Annotated in this window: 17 protein-coding genes; 4 read left to right on the top strand and 13 right to left on the bottom strand. The window is 69.8% G+C overall.

The features are described from left to right. Window positions 1-177 precede the first annotated feature (177 nt). On the top strand, window positions 178-372 hold the full coding sequence (locus tag CXP56_RS16255) for a hypothetical protein (protein ID WP_286901787.1): 195 nt from the start codon (window positions 178-180) through the stop codon (window positions 370-372). Window positions 373-742: 370 nt separating this feature from the next. Here CXP56_RS16255 and CXP56_RS16250 read toward each other — a convergent pair whose 3' ends face one another. The 7 genes from CXP56_RS16250 to CXP56_RS16220 form a co-directional block, all read right to left on the bottom strand. Continuing rightward, window positions 743-1,921, bottom strand: a complete 1,179-nt coding sequence (locus CXP56_RS16250) for an ABC transporter ATP-binding protein (RefSeq protein WP_028848924.1) — start codon at window positions 1,919-1,921, stop codon at window positions 743-745. A 3-nt stretch (window positions 1,922-1,924) separates the two neighbouring features. Then, complete coding sequence (locus CXP56_RS16245; RefSeq protein WP_028848923.1) at window positions 1,925-2,770, bottom strand: carbohydrate ABC transporter permease; 846 nt, start codon at window positions 2,768-2,770, stop codon at window positions 1,925-1,927. 1 nt (window position 2,771) lies between these two features. Beyond that, entirely contained in the window at window positions 2,772-3,758 is a 987-nt protein-coding gene (locus CXP56_RS16240) for a carbohydrate ABC transporter permease (protein ID WP_028848922.1), read from the bottom strand. Then, entirely contained in the window at window positions 3,755-5,026 is a 1,272-nt protein-coding gene (locus CXP56_RS16235; RefSeq protein WP_051310426.1) for an ABC transporter substrate-binding protein, read from the bottom strand. Before CXP56_RS16235 ends, CXP56_RS16240 begins: the two co-directional genes overlap by 4 nt. Before the next feature lie 291 nt (window positions 5,027-5,317). After that, window positions 5,318-5,863 (bottom strand): YflT domain-containing protein, encoded by a 546-nt coding sequence (locus CXP56_RS16230; RefSeq protein WP_286901786.1) that lies wholly within the window; start codon window positions 5,861-5,863, stop codon window positions 5,318-5,320. A 141-nt stretch (window positions 5,864-6,004) separates the two neighbouring features. After that, window positions 6,005-7,198: an acyl-CoA dehydrogenase family protein gene (locus tag CXP56_RS16225; protein WP_028848920.1), complete on the bottom strand. Its 1,194-nt coding sequence runs from the start codon at window positions 7,196-7,198 to the stop codon at window positions 6,005-6,007. A 250-nt stretch (window positions 7,199-7,448) separates the two neighbouring features. Then, entirely contained in the window at window positions 7,449-8,276 is an 828-nt protein-coding gene (locus tag CXP56_RS16220) for a slipin family protein (protein ID WP_038045549.1), read from the bottom strand. Window positions 8,277-8,322: 46 nt separating this feature from the next. Here CXP56_RS16220 and CXP56_RS16215 point away from each other — a divergent pair, with 46 nt between their 5' ends. Continuing rightward, window positions 8,323-9,468, top strand: a complete 1,146-nt coding sequence (locus CXP56_RS16215) for an Mrp/NBP35 family ATP-binding protein (protein ID WP_028848919.1) — start codon at window positions 8,323-8,325, stop codon at window positions 9,466-9,468. Window positions 9,469-9,892: 424 nt separating this feature from the next. Here CXP56_RS16215 and tatB read toward each other — a convergent pair whose 3' ends face one another. From tatB to sigE, 4 genes are all read right to left on the bottom strand, one after another. Further along, a complete protein-coding gene (gene tatB, locus CXP56_RS16210) occupies window positions 9,893-10,288 on the bottom strand; it encodes a Sec-independent protein translocase protein TatB (RefSeq protein ID WP_028848918.1) in 396 nt (131 codons plus the stop codon). Between the two features lie 47 nt (window positions 10,289-10,335). Then, a complete protein-coding gene (locus tag CXP56_RS16205; RefSeq protein ID WP_286901783.1) occupies window positions 10,336-11,907 on the bottom strand; it encodes a S1C family serine protease in 1,572 nt (523 codons plus the stop codon). A gap of 92 nt (window positions 11,908-11,999) precedes the next feature. Next, window positions 12,000-12,662 carry an anti-sigma factor family protein gene (locus tag CXP56_RS16200; protein ID WP_245566732.1) on the bottom strand — a complete coding sequence of 221 codons (663 nt, stop codon included), beginning with the start codon at window positions 12,660-12,662 and terminating at the stop codon, window positions 12,000-12,002. Further along, the gene (gene sigE / locus CXP56_RS16195; RefSeq protein WP_028848915.1) at window positions 12,659-13,285 is read right to left on the bottom strand and encodes an RNA polymerase sigma factor SigE; all 627 of its coding nucleotides are present in this window, start codon (window positions 13,283-13,285) and stop codon (window positions 12,659-12,661) included. The genes CXP56_RS16200 and sigE overlap by 4 nt, the downstream gene beginning before the upstream one ends. Window positions 13,286-13,606: 321 nt before the next feature. Here sigE and CXP56_RS16190 point away from each other — a divergent pair, with 321 nt between their 5' ends. Then, window positions 13,607-14,194, top strand: a complete 588-nt coding sequence (locus CXP56_RS16190; RefSeq protein ID WP_084609390.1) for an O-methyltransferase — start codon at window positions 13,607-13,609, stop codon at window positions 14,192-14,194. Window positions 14,195-14,362: 168 nt separating this feature from the next. On the opposite strand, the gene CXP56_RS16185 is transcribed toward CXP56_RS16190, so the two are convergent. Continuing rightward, entirely contained in the window at window positions 14,363-15,925 is a 1,563-nt protein-coding gene (locus CXP56_RS16185) for a leucyl aminopeptidase family protein (RefSeq protein ID WP_286901782.1), read from the bottom strand. Window positions 15,926-16,167: 242 nt separating this feature from the next. Further along, on the bottom strand, window positions 16,168-16,335 hold the full coding sequence (locus CXP56_RS16180; protein ID WP_005443666.1) for a DUF3117 domain-containing protein: 168 nt from the start codon (window positions 16,333-16,335) through the stop codon (window positions 16,168-16,170). 141 nt (window positions 16,336-16,476) lie between these two features. On the opposite strand from CXP56_RS16180, the gene CXP56_RS16175 reads away from it, so the two are divergent. Continuing rightward, window positions 16,477-17,289, top strand: a complete 813-nt coding sequence (locus tag CXP56_RS16175) for an enoyl-CoA hydratase-related protein (RefSeq protein WP_028848912.1) — start codon at window positions 16,477-16,479, stop codon at window positions 17,287-17,289. The last annotated feature ends 422 nt before the right edge of the window (window positions 17,290-17,711 follow it).

Below are 17,711 nucleotides of genomic sequence, written 5' to 3'. Positions count from 1 at the left end.
CGAGCGCTGCCGGAGCCGGCGCACGGCGCGCAGCGTTGCCGGGTTGCCCTACCGGCGATGGTATGCGCAGTACCTGGACTTCTACGGGATCGTCGGCAAAGCGCGCGCCAAACGGACCTACGACGCCTACGTCCACCTGCCGGTCGAGTTCCCCGCAAGTCCGACGGGCACCGGCCGGTGTCCGAGGAGTTCCGCCGATCGTCCGACTCACTGCTCGTCGCCACGCTCGACGAACTGGGCATTCCGTACCGCGTCGTCGGCGGCTCGGTCCGCGAGCGGATCCAACGCATCGTGGACCTCGTCGACCTTCCCCTGGTGATGCCGATCGACCAAGCAGTCACGAGTCCGCGCCACCACTCGCCGCATCGCTGAGGAGACACGACAACGCCTGGCGAACAGGACCTGTTCGACCTGGCAGCGAATCAAGGACTTGGCCCGGTTCTGACGGCTCGGGGATCGGCACCCGGACACGTCACCTCACAGCCACGCACCGGGGCACGACCAGGTGCCGGCAGGCCGCTGAATGGGCCGGCCCGGTGAGCGGCCCGCCGAGGCCACGACACGCCAGGCCCGGCGACATCACTGGTGGGGCTCCGTGGCGCCCGCCGCCGACGATCGCGGCGGGGCCCGGCCCGTCGCCCTGGACATGTGAACGGCAGACAGGCCGCCAAGGCGAGCGGACCGGGCCCTCTTCCGCAAGCAGCGCCGGGCGTGTCAGACCTCCCAAGCAGCTCCGGGCGTGTCAGACCTCCACCAGGTTCTTCCCCGAGGACGGGTCGAACAGCTGCAGCTTGTCGGTGTCGAACCACAGCTCGATCGACTCACCGGCCTTGGCCCTGGTGGCCGCGGACAACCGCGCGGTGAACCCGGTGTCCGACCCGGTGTCGGTGCGGCCGGAGTCTGCGGCCAGCTCGGCCAGCTCGGCGGAATCGATCGAAGTACCCTGGTCGACGGTGAAGTGCGCGTACGCGTCCGAGCCCATCGACTCGAGCACGTCCACCTTTACCGTGATCAGACCGCCGCGCTCGCGCGAGGCGTCGTCCATCAGCGAGGCGTCCTCGAAGTGCTCCGGCCGGATGCCGACGATGACGTCCCGCTGCCCGGACCCGGACTGCACGGCCTGCTTCAGCCGGTCCGGGAGCGGCACCGTGCCCAGCGGGCTGCGCACGCTGCCCTCGGCGATCTGGCCGGGGAAGAAGTTCATCGCCGGAGAACCGATGAAGCCGGCCACGAACAGGTTCGCCGGGTTGTCGTACAGGTACTGCGGCGAGCCGATCTGCTGCACGTGACCGCCGCGCAGCACCACGACCCGGTCGCCCAGCGTCATCGCCTCGGTCTGGTCGTGCGTGACGTACAGCGTCGTGGTGCCCAGCTGCTTCTGCAGCTTCGACACCGACGTGCGCATCTGCACCCGCAGCTTGGCGTCCAGGTTGGACAGCGGCTCGTCCATCAGGAACGCCTTCGGGTTGCGCACGATCGCGCGGCCCATGGCCACCCGCTGCCGCTGACCACCGGACAGATTGGCGGGCTTGCGGTCCAGGTGCGCGGTCAGGTCGAGGATCTCCGCCGCCTCGTTGACCTTCTGGTTGATGGTGGCCTCGTCGACCTTGGCCAGGCGGAGCGGGAACGCCATGTTCTCCCGCACCGTCATGTGCGGGTACAGCGCGTACGACTGGAACACCATGGCGATGTCCCGGTCCTTGGGCGCCTTCTCGTTCATCCGCTCGCCGTCGATGCGCAGCTCACCGCTGGTGATGTCCTCCAGCCCGGCGACCATGTTCAGCGTGGTCGACTTCCCGCAGCCGGACGGGCCGACCAGGATGATGAACTCGCCGTCGGCGATCTCGATGCTGACTTCGGACACCGCGAGGGCGCCGTCCGGGTAACGCTTGGTCACCTTGTCCAGAACGATCTCAGCCATGACTTACCCCTTCACAGCACCCGAGGTCAGCCCCGCAACGATGCGGCGCTGGAAGAACAACACGAACACGATGATCGGAATGGTGATGATGACCGCGGCAGCGGACAGCGAGCCGGTCGGCGTCTCGAACTGCGAGGCCCCGGTGAAGAACGCCAGCGCGGCGGGCACCGTGCGGGCGTTCTCGGTCGAGGTCAGCGAGATGGCGAACAGGAAGTCGTTCCAGCAGAAGATGAACACCAGGATCGCCGTGGTGAACACCCCGGGCGCGGCCAGCGGAGCGATCACCTTCCGGAACGCCTGGCCGGGGGTGGCCCCGTCCATCTTCGCCGCCTTCTCCAGCTCCCAGGGGATCTCCCGGAAGAACGCCGACAGCGTGTAGATCGCCAGCGGCAGCGCGAAGGTGACGAACGGCAGGATCAGGCCCGGCCACGTGTCGAACAGCCCGAGCGCCCGCTCCATCTCGAACAGCGGCGAGATGAGCGAGATCTGCGGGAACATCGCGATGAGCAGCGAGACGCCGACCAGCGCCCGCTTGCCGGGGAACTCCAGCCGGGCGATGGCGTAGGCGGCCATGGTGCCCAGCACCACCGCGATCAGCGTCGCGATCACCGAGATGCCGATCGAGTTGATCAGCGGCCGGATGAACAGGCTGACGTCGGCCGAGAAGATCGTCTCGTAGTGCTCGAAGCTGATGTCGGTCGGGAAGAAGCTCTTGTCCGCCAGCGTCTCCGACGACTTCAGCGACAACGACAGGATCCACAGCACCGGGAAGAGCGCGTAGACGATGACGAAGATGTCGACCAGCGTCCACGCGGTCTTCTTGCCTGCCGGACTCTGCAGGATCGCCATGTCAGCGCCTCCCCTCGGTGTCACTGCCCGGGGCAGCCGTGCCGAACAGCTTGATGAAGACGAACGCGATGATCGCGACCGAGATGAAGATCAGCACCGACATGGTCGCGCCGATGCCCAGGTTCAACCCCTTGATCAGGTTGTTGTAGGTGATCATGGACACCGACGAGGTGTCGTTCTGCCCCTTGGTCAGCACGAAGATGTTGTCGAAGATGCGGAACGCGTCCAGGGTGCGGAACAACAGCGCGACCAGGATGGCGGGCTTCATCACCGGCAGCATCACCTTGGTGAACCGCTGCCAGGCGTTCGCCCCGTCCATCGCCGCCGCCTTCAGCAGGTCGTCCGGCACCAGCGCCAGGCCCGCCATCAGCAGCAACGCCATGAACGGCGTGGTCTTCCACACCTCGGCCAGCACGATGATGAGCAGCGACGGGATGGTCTGGGTCAGCGGCGCGTCGTCCGGCCCGGTGAAGTAGCCGTACACCTGGTCCCAGGCGAAGTACCAGGAGAACGCCGCCACCACGGTGACGATCCCGTACGGGATCAGCGAGACCGTGCGCACCAGGCCGCGGCCGACGAGCGCCCGGTGCATGACCAAAGCCAGCACCATGCCGAGCACCAGCTCGATGGCCACCGACACGACGGTGATCGCCAGCGTCACGCCGAAGGCGGTCCACCAGTAGCCGCTGGACAGCACCGCCACGTAGTTGTCCAGCCCGACGAACTCGGTGTCGTCCGGGAACCGCAGGTCGTAGCGCTGCAGCGACAGCCACAGCGAGTAGATGATCGGCCATGCGGTCACCGCCACCATGACGATCACCGCGGGCGCGCACAGCAGCCAGGCCAGCCTGCGCTCGGCCCGCTTGCCCTCGCTCAGTGCCGACTTGCCGTTCTTCTTGCCGTTACCGCGCTTGGCGTCCTCCGCCGGCTCGGCGACGGCGGTCGAACCAGCGGCCGTCTCGGCCGGGTTGGGCCCTTGTGTCGTCATGGCAGCACCCCTTGCGACTGGACCGCGTTGTTCAGCTCTTCCCGCAGCTCCTCAAGGGTGGCCTGCGGATCGATCGATCCCGGTGGCGACAGGATCTTCGACGTCACCGTGGACAGGTTCTGGTACACCGGGGTCAGCGGCCGGACCGCCGCCGTCTTCAGCGACTTCAGGATGTCGTCGCGCATCGGGTAGGCGTCCACCATCGACTGGCGCTTGCCGCTGGTGTCACCGTCGCACGGCGCGATCGGCTCCTCGTCCTTGTACAGGCTTTCCAGCGTCGGCGGCACACCACCGCAGATCGCCGCGTACTTCTGGTTCTTGGCCTGCCGCAGGCAGCGCGCGGCCTTGAACGCCAGGTCCTTCTTCTCCGAGTAGGCGCTGACCGCGATGTTGAAGCCACCGACGGTCACCCGGCCCGGGTTGTCGCCCACCCCCGGGTACGTGGTCCACGCCAGGTTCTCGAACCGCGGCGACTTCGCGTCCCGCGTCGCCGCGTAGACGAACGGCCAGTTGATCTGGAAGGCGGCCTGGCTGTCGCCGGGCGAGAACGAGTCGACCACCTGCTGTTCTTGCGCGTTGCTCAGCGACGGGCTGTTCAGCCCCTCGTCGACCATCTGTCGCATGATCTCCAGCGCCCGCCTGGCCTTGTCGTCCAGCGTCACCTCGGTGCCGTCGTCACTGAGCACCTGGCCGCCCGCGGAGTTCACCAGGCTGTTGAACGCCACCACCAGGCCCTCGTACTGGGCCCCGGTGTAGAGGATCTGGTACGGCTTGCCCTGCGCCTTCAGATCGCGGGACATCTCGATCATTTCTTCCCACGTCTTCGGCGGCTCCGGCGTGAGCGACTTGTCGTACCAGAGCAGCTGAACGTTGGTGTTCATGGGCGCCGCGTACAGCTTGCCGTCCCATGTCGCGGTCTTGAGCGGCACTTCCAGCGTGTCCTCTTCGACCGACGCCTTGTCCTCGCCCGTCCATTCGGCCAGCCACTTGGCCTCGGCGAACTCGGGGACCCAGGTCACGTCCAGGCCGAGCAGGTCCAGGTCGGTGTCACCCGCCGCGAGCCTGCGCACCATCTGTTCACGCTGTCCGTCGGCGTCTCGTGGCAACTGGCGATGCACGATCTGGTACTCGCCGTTGGCTTCCTCGTTACACGTCGCCACGATGTGCGGCACATACTGCTCCAACGCGTAGTACAGCGTTACGACGTTGTCAGCTTCCGAGCTGCAACCAGCCACCACCCCCGCCGCGGTCAGCAATGACCCGGCCATCGCCGCCGCTCGGGTGCGTGTGCGATCTCGGCGCACCGGTTCCTCCTTCTCCCGTGCCGCACGCAGTGCGACCGGGGCCCGGTAGGGCGGCCCGGGCTCGCACCGCAACGTGCGTCAGATCGGAACCCGGACCGCGTTGCTGGATCGATCCGGGCACAGGGGAACTTATTCCTGGCGATCACCGTCCGCAAGTGTTTCGCAGGAATAGGTAGACGGTCTAGACACGATCGGCACCGAAATTGCGACAACAGGACCAGCGCACGGCACCCGCGGCAAATTCGACGGCAAACCTCAGTCGTTTCGTTCTTCGTCGACGCCTGCCGGGCGATCCCCCGTTCCCAGCGCCAGCTTGGCGAGCAAATCCCGGCCGCGTTCGGCCGACCGCGGCAGGCACAGCACGTCGTACCGGCCCGCCACCAGCTGGCTGGCCGAGGAGAAGTCGCGCTTGCCCTTGGTCATGGCGTAGCTGATGCCCGCGAACACCATGCCGAACAGCACGCCGGCGCCGAGGCCGACCAGCACCGGGGCGGCGCTCAGGCCCGGCCTGCTGCCGAACGCGCCGAGCAGCAGCCCGACCAGCAGGCCGAACCACGCGCCGGACAGCGCGCCGGTGGTGAGCACCTTGCCCCACGACAGCCGCCCCATGACCCGCTCGACCAGCATCAGGTCGACGCCGACGATGGTCACGTCACCGACCGGGAACCCGTCCGCGGCCAGGTAGTCCACCGCCTGCTGGGCGCCCTGGTAGGTGTCGTAGGAGCCGATCGGCCAGCCGGTCGGCGGCGTGGGCAGCCGAGGCATCCGCGCCCGGTCCCGGCCGGAAGCCTGTTCGCTCATCGCCGCCCCACTCGCTGCTGCCTGGATGCTTCCCACCATCCTGCCGCACCGGCCGAGGAGGTGCGAGCGGTCAGCCGGGTGTCAGCGGTTGCCGCGCACGCCACACCGGCGATCGCGGCCGGGCGGGGCGCTCGGGAGGGGTCAGTGGTTGCGGTACTCGCGCAACAGGCCGCGGCTGATGATGGTCTTCTGGATCTCCGACGTGCCCTCGCCGATCAGCAGGAACGGCGCCTCCCGCATCAGCCGCTCGATCTCGTACTCCTTGGAGTAGCCGTAGCCGCCGTGGATGCGGAACGCCTCCTGGGTGACCTCCATGCAGTACTCCGAGGCGAGCAGCTTGGCCATGCCCGCCTCGACGTCGTTGCGCTGGCCGGAGTCCTTCAGCCGCGCGGCGTTGACCATCATCAGGTGCGCCGCCTCCACCTTGGTGGCCATCTCGGCCAGCTTGAACGCGATCGCCTGGTGCTGCGCGATCGGCTTGCCGAACGTGGTGCGCTCCTGGGCGTACTGGATGGCCAGCTCGAACGCCCGGATGGCGATGCCACAGGCCCGGGCCGCCACGTTCACCCTGCCGACCTCGACACCGTCCATCATGTGCGCGAAGCCCTTGCCCGGCACCCCGCCGAGAATCTTGTCCGCGCCGATCCGGTAGCCGGAGAACACCGCCTCGGTGGTGTCGACGCCCTTGTAGCCCATCTTGTCGATCTTGCCGGGGATGGTCAGGCCCGGCGCCACCTCGCCGAAGCCCTCCGGCTTCTCCACCAGGAACGTGGTGAGGTTCTGGTGCGGCTTCTCCGCGCCTTCGTCGGTGCGGACCAGCAGCGCGATCAGGTTGGACGTGCCGCCGTTGGTCAGCCACATCTTGGTGCCGTCGATGACGTAGTCGTCGCCGTCGCGCTTGGCCCGGGTCTTGATCGCGGCCACGTCGGAGCCGAGGTCGGGCTCGCTCATCGAGAACGAGCCGCGGATCTCCCCGGTGGCCATCTTCGGCAGGAAGTGCTTCTTCTGCTCATCGGTGCCGTGCTGCTTGATCATGTGCGCCACGATGAAGTGCGTGTTGATCACGCCGGACACGCTCATCCACCCGCGCGCGATCTGCTCCACGACCAGCGCATAGGTCAGCAGCGACTCACCCAGCCCGCCGTACTCCTCGGGGATGGTGATGCCGAACAGGCCCATCTCCTTCATGCCTTCGACGATGTCCGCCGGGTAGGTGTCGGAGTGCTCCAGTTCCTGCGCGTGCGGGATGATCTCCTTGTCCACGAAGTCCCGGACGGTCGCCAGGATCTCCTGCTGCACGTCGGTCAGGCCGGCGGTCTGGGCGAGACGGGCCATGGCACTCCTTCGGGCTCGAACCTGCTGGGGACAACTCCCGGTTGGTTACCGTGCAGTATCCATCCGTGACCGCGTGCCGAGAAGCCGTCGGCGCGGGTGAGTGACCGGTCTAACGCCTGCCCGCGCAGCCCGAAGCGACGCCCGCCGCCTGCGCAACAAGCGTTCGGTAATGGTTATGCATGCGTTACTTTTCCCGGCGTGGCCATTTTCCCCCGACCGCATACCAGCAGTTGGAGCAGGCAATCTTCGTTCATTCGCCCCCGCCGGGAAAATTCGCCCGGACGGCCGCTTCATCACGGTCCGATTTCGTTTCCCCGCCGGGTGTTGCGGTGCGCGCGTCCAGGTATCGCACCAACTCCACCGGAAATGGCAGCACCAGGGTGGAATTCTTCTCGGCGGCCACCTCGACCACGGTTTCCAGCAGCCGCAGCTGCAGCGCGGCGGGAGTGTCGGCCATCCGGCGCGCGGCCTGCGCCAGCTTCTCCGACGCCTGCAGCTCACCCTCGGCGGCGATCACCCTGCCCCGCCGGTCGCGTTCCGCTTCCGCCTGCCTGGCGATGGCCCGCTTCATGCCTTCGGGCAGGGCGACGTCCTTGATCTCCACTCGGTCGATGTGGATGCCCCAGTCCAGCGCCGGGCTGTCGATCATCAGCTCCAGGCCCTGGTTGAGCCGTTCCCGGTTGGACAGCAGGTCGTCCAGGTCGCTTTCGCCGATGATCCGGCGCAGCGAGGTCTGCGCCACCTGGGACACCGCGAAGCGGTAGTCCTCCACGCTCACCACCGCCCGCACCGGGTCGATCACCTTGAAGTAGACGACCGCGTCCACCCGCACCGTGACGTTGTCCCGGGTGATGCCGTCCTGCGCCGGGATCGGCAACGTGACCACCTGCATGCTGACTTTGCGCATGCGGTCGACGACTGGGACGACGAACCTCAATCCCGGTTCCCGCGGCTCGCGGTGGACCCGGCCGAAGCGGAAGACCAGCCCGCGTTCGTACTGCTGGACGGTGCGCAGGCCAGTGGCGGCCACGCCGGCGAGCACTACGAGGCCGATGAGAACGTACAGGATGACGTCCATCTCACCACCTGGCCTCGATGCTACGCCCGACTCGTAGCATGGGCCCATGACCAGCACTCAGCTGCCCAGCGACGACGACGTCCGCAGGGCCCTCTCCGGCGTCAAGGACCCGGAGATCGGCAAGCCGATCACCGATCTCGGCATGGTGAAGGACGTGCGGGTCGGTTCCGACGGCACCGTGACGGTCGGCATCTACCTCACCGTCGCCGGGTGCCCGATGAAGGACCGACTGACCGTCGACACCACCGAGGCGGTGCGGAAGCTGGGCGGCGTGCGCGACGTCCGGGTCGAGTTGGACGTGATGAGTGACGAGCAGCGCGCCGAGCTGCGTCGCAAGCTGCGCGGCGACACCAAGGACCCGCTCATCCCGTTCGCCCAGCCCGGCTCGCTGACCCGTGTCTACTGCGTCGCCTCCGGCAAGGGTGGCGTCGGCAAGTCCTCGGTGACGGTCAACCTGGCGGCGGCGATGGCCCAGCGCGGGCTGTCGGTCGGCGTGGTCGACGCGGACATCTACGGCCACTCCATCCCCCGCATGCTGGGCACCAGCGACCGGCCGACCAAGGTCCAGGACATGATCATGCCGCCGCAGGCGCACGGGGTGAAGGTCATCTCCATCGGTATGTTCACCCCGGGCAACACGCCGGTGGTGTGGCGCGGGCCGATGCTGCACCGCGCGCTGCAGCAGTTCCTGGCCGACGTGTTCTGGGGCGACCTGGACGTGCTGCTGCTCGACCTGCCGCCCGGCACCGGTGACATCGCCATCTCGGTGGCCCAGCTGATCCCGAACGCCGAGATCCTGGTGGTGACCACCCCGCAGCAGGCCGCCGCCGAGGTGGCCGAGCGGGCGGGCGCCATCGCGCTGCAGACCCGGCAGCGGGTGGCGGGCGTCATCGAGAACATGTCGTGGCTGGAGACCGACGACGGCCGACGCATCGAGGTGTTCGGCTCCGGCGGTGGGCAACGGGTGGCCGACTCGCTGTCGCAGTCGATCGGGGCGGAGGTACCACTGCTCGGCCAGGTTCCCCTGGACCCGGAACTGCGTGAGCACGGCGACGACGGCACGCCGATCGTGCTGGCCAACCCGGATGCCCCGGCGGCCCAGGTGCTGCGGAACGCGGCGGAGAAGCTGGCGGTGCGGGCGCGCGGCCTGGCCGGGATGATGCTCAACGTGACACCGGCCGGGCGGCGCTGATCCGGCACTCGGGCGCGGTGTCCGGCAAGCGGGCGGGGCTCGCCTGCCCGGCGGCAAGGTGCCGAGCGCAAAGATCTGGCGCGGACTGACGGACGAACGACCCCGGCGATGGCCCGGGGCACGCATCCGACGCTGCGAACCTGTCCGTGTCTGGTGGCGCCGCGAACCAGCCCACGCCCGATTCGACAACCGTCCCACCGCCCAGCAACCCGGCAACCGCCCCGCCACCCGACAGACCAGCCAGCCCGCCCTCCTAGATGGCATCCAGATCGACCGCGGACTTCTCCCCCAGACACAACGGTTCAATCGACCCGCGCTGCGGCATCAGCGCCGCGAACCAGCCCACGCCCGATTCGACAACCGTCCCACCGCCCAGCAGCCCGGCAACCGCCCCGCCACCCGGCAAATCAGCCAGCCCGCCCTCCTAGGTGGCATCCGGATCGACCGGGGGCTTCTCCCCCGGGCTCAACGGTTCGATCTCCCTGCGCTGCGGTTTCGGCGTCGACGAGCCGTTGATGTGATTCACCGTCTCGTTGAGGCCGAGCGGGTCGTCGTCCCCGTCGAACAGGTGCTGGGTGACGATCCGGCGCGGGTTGAAGTTGCGCAGCTGGCGCAGGTCCTCGATGGGCTGGCGGAACTGCTCGTACTCCGGCCCGATCTCCTGGCGGAGCTGCTCACGCGCCCCCACGGCGAACTCCCGCACCTTGCGCACCGTGCGGCCGACCCACGACATCGCCTCCGGCAGGCGCTCCGGGCCGAGAATGAACAACGCCGCGACGATCAGCACGAGGACTTCGCCCCAGCTCACACTCTCGAACATCGACGCACCGTCCTTGCGCAGAAGGTGGCTGCCCAGCCAGCACCAGCCTAGCGGCCGGCGTTCGGATCGTCCGACCCCAGTTTGGCAGTCGTGACGATTTCCCGTCCGCCCCGCACCAGTTTGATCGGCACCCGCTGACCCACCTCGTGCGCTCGCACCGCCACGGTCAGCTCGGCGGCGTTGCGCACCATGCGCTCGCCGACCCGGACGATCACGTCGCCCTCCCTGATCCCGGCGCGGTCGGCGGCGCTGTTCGGGACCACGTTCTGCACCCGGGCGCCCTCCGAGGTGTTGGCCGCCACCGACGCGGCCTGCACACCCAGCTCGGGATGCGCGACCTTGCCGTCGGCGATCAGCGCCTCGGCGATCTTGATGGCCTGGTCGACCGGGATGGCGAAGCCGAGGCCGATGCTGCCGCCTTCCTGGCGTTCGTTGCTCACCGTGCGGATCAGCGAGTTGATGCCGACCAATGCGCCACGGGCGTCCACCAGCGCACCCCCCGAGTTGCCCGGGTTGATCGCCGCGTCGGTCTGGATCGCGTCGTAGACGACAGTCCCCTCGCCGCTTTCGCTCGGCGCGCTGATCGGCCGGTTGACCGCACTGACCACGCCGACCGTGACGGTGTTCTCCAGCCCGAAGGGCGAGCCCACCGCGATCACCGGATCACCGGGTGCCAGGTCGGCCGACTTGCCGATCCGGATGACGGTCGGGTTGCGCACGTTGACCTTGATGACCGCCAGGTCGGTCTTCGGGTCCCGCCCGACGATCTTGGCCGGCGCGCGGGTGCCGTCGGTGAACACCGCGGTGAGCTTCGCGTCGTCGTCCTCGGCGGCGGGCGCCACCACGTGGTCGTTGGTGATGATGTAGCCGTCTTCCTCGATCACCACACCGGACCCGACGCCGCCGGCCGACCCGGTCCGGATCTCGATGGAGACCACCGCGGGAACCACTTCCTGCACGGTCGCGGCCACCGAGCCGGGCGGGCGTTGCTTGCCGGAGCCCACTTGCGCCAGCGTGACCTCTTTGCCCAGCTCGTTGCTCTGGTCGGCGATGTACCAGCCGACCGCACCGCCGATCGCGCCCACCAGCAGGACCACCACCACGCACACCACGGCGGCGCTGCGCCGCAGCCTGCCACCCAGCACGATCTCGCTCAGCGACAGCGCCGAAGCACGACGCCGCTGCGGCTTGTCGTCCTCGTCGTCCGCGTCCTCGCGCAATGCGGGCTCGCTCAACGCGACCGGTGAGCCGGGGTTGCGCCACGGATCATCCTGCTTGCCCCACAGCGTCTTCCGCGTCGGCCGGTACGTGGCTTCGTCCTGCTCGCCTTCGTCATCCGGCGGGCGCTGCAGCACCACGCCGCGGTCGTCCGGGGTAGGGCCGAACGCCTCCGCCAACGACGGCGGAGGAGGGGCCGGCCTCGTGCCGGGGCGTTCCGCGGCCTGCACGGCGCGGCGACGGTACTCCTCGTCGAACGGACCGGTCACGCCCGCCGGACGGCCGAACACCGCGGCGGCATGCGGATCCACCGGGGGCCGCTCCAGCCCGCGCGGCTGCAGCCGCGGGCCTCCGCCGCGTTCCGGATCGCCCTGCTGGGGCTCGAAGGGATTGTCCGCCATCAGTGTTCAGTGTGCCGGGGCGTCGGTGAAGTCGGCGTTGGAACAGCGGGAGAACCACCGGCACGCTGGTCGCTCTCGCCGCGGATTCCCGCTCAGCGCTGCTGCACGCCCAGCTGAACCACGTTCGGAGCGCTGCTCGGCGCGGTTGTCGAGGTGCGGGCGGCCTCCTGCACCGCCTGCGGCGGCGTCACCCGGTTCGGCGCCGGCTCGTCGTCCTCCTCCACGGCGAGGGCGAACGCCAGCGCGGACAGCATCAGCCCGGACATCACCACGCCCGCGCCCTGCACCGCACGACGGCCACGGCGGCCGCCGATGCCGGGATCCGACCCGAGCGGAGCGGACGACCCGAGCGGTTTGCTCGCGCCCAGCCTGGCTGCCTGCTCGGGACGCTGCACGGCGACCAGCCTGCCGGACGAGTCCACCGCCAGGTTGTCCGGCATGACGGACAGCTCGGTGGTGTTCGGGATCGAGTACAAGCTCGCCAGCAAGCCGGCGGGAACGCTGGGCGCATCGCACGCATGCATGGCGGCCCGCACCTGCCGCTGCGCCTCGACCTCTGCGGCGCAGCAAGTGCACCGCATCAGGTGCCGCGCGGCACGTTCGTGCGCGTCCACCGACAGCTCACCGTCGACGAAGGCGACGATGGCGTCCGGCAACAGGTGCGACTCGGGCAACTGCCAGCCCGGCGACAAGCGCACGCTGGGGCCGAACCGCCGCGGACGGCGCTGCCCCGGCTTCTGGCGGGCATCGCTCATGCTGTCGACCTCACGTTTTGTCGCTCGGCTCGGCGCCGCTCCAGTGCTGCACGCAGCGCTTGGCGCCCTCGGTGGATCCTGCTCCTAACCGTACCGAGTTTGACCCCCAACGTGGCACCGATCTCCTCGTACGACAGGCCTTCCACGTCACACAACACCACGGCGGCACGGAACTCCGGGGGCAGCTCGTCCAGCGCCGCCTGCAGATCCGGATCCAGGTGCGTGTTGGAGTAGACCTGCTCGGGGCTCGGGTCGTCGCCCACGATGCGGTCGGTGTCCTCCGGCAGGCCCTCCATGCGCACCCGGGAGCGGCGGCGGGCCATGTCCAGGAACAGGTTGGTGGTGATGCGGTGCAGCCACCCCTCGAAAGTGCCGGGCTTGTACGACGACAGCGATCGGAAGACCCGGATGAACGTCTCCTGGGTCAGGTCCTCGGCGTCGTGCGGGTTGCCGGTCAGGCGGTAGGCCAGCCGGTACACGCGCGGCGCATGGGTGCGCACGATCTCGTCCCATGACGGCGGCGTCCACGCCGCGTCCTCGGTGATCTCGGCGACGTCACCGGCCGGAGAGGTCATGCGGGCGTCCTGCTCAGTCGCGGTCGTGTGCAGTTGAGGCACCTCCATCGGGCTTGTCACTTCGGACAACGCCGCATCGTCGTGTTCTGTTCCCATCTGTGAGGTAGTTCCCGGATCGTGCACGGCCCACGCCTCCCCCACGGTTCTTCCTCCCTGTCGTCCAGGGTGACCTCCCTCGTTACGAGCCTGGTGAAAATCGGCTGAGAGCAGCCTGAGAACGACGGGCCTGCCGTCACCGGCGCCAGCCGGACGTGTTCGGCTTGCGCGCTTGCGCCGTGCCTTCACCGGTTTGCCCGGCCGCGGCGCTAGCCTGCACGAGTGACCAGTGCCGCCGAGACTGTCGACGACTACCTGCCGGATGACGACGTGATGCTCGCCGCCCGCGCCAGGGCGGCGGAGCTGGGGTGCCCCGCGGTCGCGCCGTCCACGGGTGCGGCGCTGCGGTTCCTGGCCACCACGGTCGGCGCCAAGGCCGTCGTGGAGCTGGGCACCGGAGCCGGGGTCAGCGGCCTGTACCTGCTCCGCGGCATGGCGGGCCGCGGCGACGGCGGGGTGCTGACCTCCATCGACATCGAGCCGGAGTTCCATCGGGCCGCCCGCACCACGTTCCGGGAAGCCGGCTTCCCGCCGGGCAGCACCAGGTTGATCCTCGGCCGGGCGGTCGACGTGCTGCCTCGGCTGACCACCGGCGGCTACGACATGGTGTTCGTGGACGCCGCCAAGGTCGAGTACGTCCACTACTACGAGCAAGGGGTCCAGCTGCTCCGGCCCGGCGGGGTGATCGCGTTCAACGACGTGTTCAGCCAGCCCAACCGGCCAGGCGACCGGGCGCGGCGAGACGCGGAAGCGACCGCGCTGCGGGAAGTCGCCCGGGCGGTGGCGCTGGACGAAAGGCTGATGCCCGCCCTGCTGCCGGTGGGCAGCGGGCTGCTGGCCGCCGCGCGGCTCGCCGTCTGAGCCGCGCTGGGCAGCCCGAGACGCCCGGGGGACGGACCGGCGCTGCAGCACTCCCTGGTGCTGCAGCACGTGGGCGGCCCGAGACGCCCCGGGACGGACCGCTCGGGGATCGGCAGGCACGTGCCTGCCCGCGCCTGAGAACCGGGCTCGAACCGGAAGCCCGGGCGCTTACGCGTAACCGGCGGCGAACTCCACCAGAGTCCGGGCGGCGAAACCTGTGCCGCCGGGGGTCACGTCGTCGTACGGCTTGTCCGCGCGCGCCGCGCCCGCGATGTCCAGATGCGCCCACGGCAACCCGCCCACGAACTCGCGGAGGAACAGGGCCGCGGTCACTCCGCCAGGTCCTTCCGGGGCCTGGCGGACATCGGCGATCTCGCTGCGCACCGCGTCGGCGTGGTCCTCGATCAGCGGCATCCGCCACCACGCCTCGCCGACCCGCTCCCCCGCCGACCGCACTCGCTCGGCCAGCTCGTCGTCGTTGGCGAACACCGCGCCGTGCCGCAGGCCCAGCGCGACCTTGATCGCCCCGGTCAACGTCGCCACGTCCACCACGACGTCGGGCCGGAACTTCTCCACGCCGTAGGCGAGGGCGTCGGCGAGCACCATCCGCCCCTCCGCGTCGGTGTTGCCCACTTCGGTCGTGGTGCCGCCGTAGTGCCGCACTACGTCGCCCGGTCGGTACGACGACCCGGACACGTGGTTCTCCGCTGCCGGGACCAGGCCGGTCACCCGCACCGGCACCTTGGCCTGCGCGATGGCCCGCACGGCGGCGATCACCGCGGCCCCGCCGGACATGTCGGTGCGCATCAGGTGCATGCCGTCGACGGGCTTGATGGACAACCCACCGGTGTCGAACGTGATGCCCTTGCCGACCAGGAGCAGATGCGCCGAGGCGTTCCGTGGCCGGTAGGCGAGCTCGATGAGCCGCGGCGGGCGGGTGGAGCCACCGCCGACGGCCAGGATCCCGCCGAACTTGTGCTCGGCCAGCCAGTTCTCGTCGCGCACCGTCACCCGCAAGCCGGGGACGTCCCGCGCGACGCGTTCGGCGGTGCCGGCCAGCCACGCCGGGTCCTTGACGTTCGACGGGCTGTTCGCCAGGTCGCGGGCCAGCGCCGTGGCCGCGGCGAGCCGCGCCGCCTCGGTCACCTGCTCGGCCAGCTCCTGCGCACCGAGCAGCACGACACCGTGCAGGCTGGGTTTGGCCCGTTCGCCGGTGACCGCGAAGCGGTACCCGCCGAGCGTCACGCCGAACACGAACGCGCGCACGCACTCCTCCGGCAGGTCCGCGGGCAAGCTGACCTGCAGCGAACGCTGCGTGCGGGACACCGAACCGGCGCGCTTGGCGAGATCGGCGTCGACCGCGCGGGCCAGCGCCCCGCCCGCGGTCCGCCACGCCGACGGCTTGTGCGGATCGCTGCCGATTCCCAGCAGCCACCGCGCCGGGTTGCCGAGCGCGTGCACCTCGCCCGCTTTCCCGGTCAGCGCACCGCCGGGCGTCCACTCGGCGGGCACCTGACGCGGGGTCCACAGCCCGCTCGCTCCCGCCTCCCCCGGCTCGCCGGACGCGGCGCCTGCGGCGCCGGGATTCTCGGTACTGCCGGTGCTGTCGCCCGCGTCGGCCTTGTCGTCGGCCGCCCGGACGAGTCGAACCACCGGCACACCCCGGCGTTGCCGGTCAGCGACGCTGATCTCGGGCAGCCGGGTGGGAAGCGTGGGCACGGGCACGCGCACGATCGAAATCCACTTCCTTTCGGACGTGATGGGCGCCGGGCTCGGCACAGCCTGCTGCCCGCGGTGGGACGGGCGACGAAAACTTCCCGGCGCACGAAAGAGGCGAAGCGGCTGCCCGCGCGCACCGCAGCGCGCAGGCGGCGGCTCCGCCTCCTGGCCGCACCGAGCCCAGGCCACCACGGCCGCCGGGTGTCGACGGTCGCCGCGGCGTGCGCCACGCTCGCGCGGCTGGCCGACGTGGCCTAGCTGGTGGCTTCTTGCAGGGCCGCGCCGAGGTCCTTGGCCTCTTCGGCGGTGAGTTCGACGACCAGCCGGCCGCCGCCCTCCAGCGGTACTCGCATCACGAGGCCCCTGCCCTCCTTCGTCACCTCGAGGGGACCATCTCCGGTCCGGGGCTTCATGGCCGCCATAGCGTGCTCCCTCCGTCTTCAACCACGTACCGGTGTGCCCACGAACACGCGGGCTGCGCCGGGTGTGAGCCTTATTCTCCCCTATTGCTGATCTAGCCTTCCACCGGAGGTAACTCACCGACCCAACGCAGGAGGCGCGCCGTGTCCACTGTCCACGACCAGGCGGCAGGCGAAGTGCTGATCACGTCCGACCAAGCAGGCGTTCGAACGATCACGCTGAACCGGCCGCAGGCCTACAACGCGCTCAACGTGGAACTGAAGGAGGCACTGCGTGACGCGCTCGTCGCGGCCGCCGCGGCGGAGGACGTCCGGGCCGTGGTGCTCACCGGCGCGGGCAAGGCCTTCTGCGCCGGGCAGGACCTCAAGGAACACATCGCGCTGCTCGACGCGCAGGACCCCGCTCCGCTGCGCACCGTCGAGGAGCACTACAACCCGATCGTGCGGGCGCTCGCGACCATGCCCAAGCCGACCGTCGCCGCGGTCAACGGCAGCGCGGCGGGCGCGGGCGCGGCCTTCAGCTACGCGTGCGACCTGCGCGTCGCCGGTCGCAGCGCGTCGTTCACCGGGGCGTTCGCCGGCGTCGGCCTCGGCCCGGATTCCGGCGCGTCCTGGACCTTGCAGCGGCTGGTCGGGTTCGGCAGGGCGATGGAGCTGATGATGCTCGGCCGCAAGGTCGGCGCGGACGAAGCGCTGCGCATCGGGCTGGTCAACGAGGTGGTCGACGACGACGCGGTGCTTTCCCGGGCCCAGGAGCTGGCCGCCCAGCTGGCCGCCGGTCCCACGGCCGCATACCGGGAGATCCGGCAGGTGCTGATCGCAGCGAGCACGTCGACGTTGGACGAAGCGCTGGAGAACGAGAAGGCGGCGCAGACCCGGCTGGGCGCGACCCACGACCACCGGGAAGCGGTCGACGCGTTCGTGAACAAGCGCCGGCCACGGTTCACCGGCAAGTAGTGCGAGTGGCCCCGGGGCCTACCAGGGGTGCGTGGATCGGCTGCCGTCGAGAGCCCGCCGGTCCTCCCCCCGGGGGCCTGACGAGGGGTGCGGGGACCGGCCCCGGACGCCGACCCGAGATGATCGGCTTCGGACGGCCTGACGAGGGGCGCGGGGACCCACTGGTCACCGCGTGCCCGACTGCGACGCCCCGCCAGCCCACCTACCCGGCAAGCGCTCCGGGGATCGGCTCGCCCGCACCGTGCCGTCGACGACCGCCGTCCGCCCCCCCGCGGCTCCAAGCCAGCGAACCTTCCGGACCGGCACCACCGCGTGCCTGCCGACGACGACCCACCAGCCGACACACGCGGCGGCGACACCCTGAGTGGCATCTGCGGGCACCGGCCTCCACCGCGAGAACGATCCAGGTGCCGTACGCAGGA

Origin of the sequence: Thermocrispum sp. (assembly GCF_002919275.1) — a bacterium.
In the GTDB taxonomy this organism is placed as follows: domain Bacteria; phylum Actinomycetota; class Actinomycetes; order Mycobacteriales; family Pseudonocardiaceae; genus Thermocrispum; species Thermocrispum agreste.
This window is presented reverse-complemented; position numbering and strand designations above follow the sequence as displayed.

Excerpts from the sequence above, each read along its gene's own strand:
- CXP56_RS16180 (WP_005443666.1), bottom strand. The coding sequence starts at position 16,335 with ATGGCGGCCATGAAGCCCCGGACCGGAGATGGTCCCCTCGAGGTGACG.
- CXP56_RS16220 (WP_038045549.1), bottom strand. The coding sequence starts at position 8,276 with ATGGACGTCATCCTGTACGTTCTCATCGGCCTCGTAGTGCTCGCCGGC.
- CXP56_RS16235 (WP_051310426.1), bottom strand. The coding sequence starts at position 5,026 with ATGGCCGGGTCATTGCTGACCGCGGCGGGGGTGGTGGCTGGTTGCAGC.
- CXP56_RS16240 (WP_028848922.1), bottom strand. The coding sequence starts at position 3,758 with ATGACGACACAAGGGCCCAACCCGGCCGAGACGGCCGCTGGTTCGACC.
- CXP56_RS16205 (WP_286901783.1), bottom strand. The coding sequence starts at position 11,907 with ATGGCGGACAATCCCTTCGAGCCCCAGCAGGGCGATCCGGAACGCGGC.
- CXP56_RS16250 (WP_028848924.1), bottom strand. The coding sequence starts at position 1,921 with ATGGCTGAGATCGTTCTGGACAAGGTGACCAAGCGTTACCCGGACGGC.
- CXP56_RS16190 (WP_084609390.1), top strand. The coding sequence starts at position 13,607 with ATGCTCGCCGCCCGCGCCAGGGCGGCGGAGCTGGGGTGCCCCGCGGTC.
- tatB (WP_028848918.1), bottom strand. The coding sequence starts at position 10,288 with ATGTTCGAGAGTGTGAGCTGGGGCGAAGTCCTCGTGCTGATCGTCGCG.
- CXP56_RS16230 (WP_286901786.1), bottom strand. The coding sequence starts at position 5,863 with ATGAGCGAACAGGCTTCCGGCCGGGACCGGGCGCGGATGCCTCGGCTG.
- CXP56_RS16215 (WP_028848919.1), top strand. The coding sequence starts at position 8,323 with ATGACCAGCACTCAGCTGCCCAGCGACGACGACGTCCGCAGGGCCCTC.
- CXP56_RS16245 (WP_028848923.1), bottom strand. The coding sequence starts at position 2,770 with ATGGCGATCCTGCAGAGTCCGGCAGGCAAGAAGACCGCGTGGACGCTG.
- CXP56_RS16200 (WP_245566732.1), bottom strand. The coding sequence starts at position 12,662 with ATGAGCGATGCCCGCCAGAAGCCGGGGCAGCGCCGTCCGCGGCGGTTC.
- CXP56_RS16225 (WP_028848920.1), bottom strand. The coding sequence starts at position 7,198 with ATGGCCCGTCTCGCCCAGACCGCCGGCCTGACCGACGTGCAGCAGGAG.
- sigE (WP_028848915.1), bottom strand. The coding sequence starts at position 13,285 with ATGGAGGTGCCTCAACTGCACACGACCGCGACTGAGCAGGACGCCCGC.